Origin of the sequence: Bilophila sp. 4_1_30, assembly GCF_000224655.1 — a bacterium.
Classification (GTDB): Bacteria; Desulfobacterota; Desulfovibrionia; order Desulfovibrionales; family Desulfovibrionaceae; genus Bilophila; species Bilophila wadsworthia.
On sequence record NZ_JH114299.1, the window covers coordinates 1 to 536 of the forward strand.

At 71.8% G+C, this 536-nt stretch carries 1 protein-coding gene; it reads left to right on the plus strand.

Annotated elements, in window-relative coordinates:
- On the plus strand, positions 1–536 hold a 536-nt coding region (locus HMPREF0178_RS20245), incomplete at both ends, for a DegT/DnrJ/EryC1/StrS family aminotransferase (RefSeq protein WP_039959600.1).

The following is a 536-nucleotide window of genomic DNA, read 5'->3' on the forward strand; positions in this document are numbered from 1 at the left end:
CGCTGCCCGGCGGGTTTGGAATCGATCCCGGCGCGCTCGGGCGCTGCTGTGATGAAACCGCGCTCGCCGTGGTCCCCGCGCATCTGGGCGGCAGGGCTTCGGACATTTCCGCCGTCTCCGCCGTGGCCCACGACTGCGGGGCCGCCGTGATCGAGGACGCCGCGCAGGGGCTCGGCGCGTTTTTCGGAGGCCGGAGCGTGGGGCTGTCCGGCGATATCGGCTTTTTCAGCCTTGCCGTGGGCAAGGGGCTTACCACGTACGAGGGCGGCGTGCTGTTCAGCCGCGATCCGGACCTGCACGCCGAGCTTCAAGGGACGGCCTCCCGCGTCTTGCGGCCCGGCCTGCTCTGGAACGCCCGGCGCGTCCTTGAACTGTTCGGCTACGCCGTGGCCTACAACCCGGCGCTGCTGCCCTTGGCCTATGGGCGCCCGCTGCGGCGCGAGCTTGACCGGGGCGACGAGATCGCGGCGGTGGGCGACGCCTTCACGCTGGACGACATCCCCCTGCACCGCATGGACGCGCTGCGCCTGCGCGTG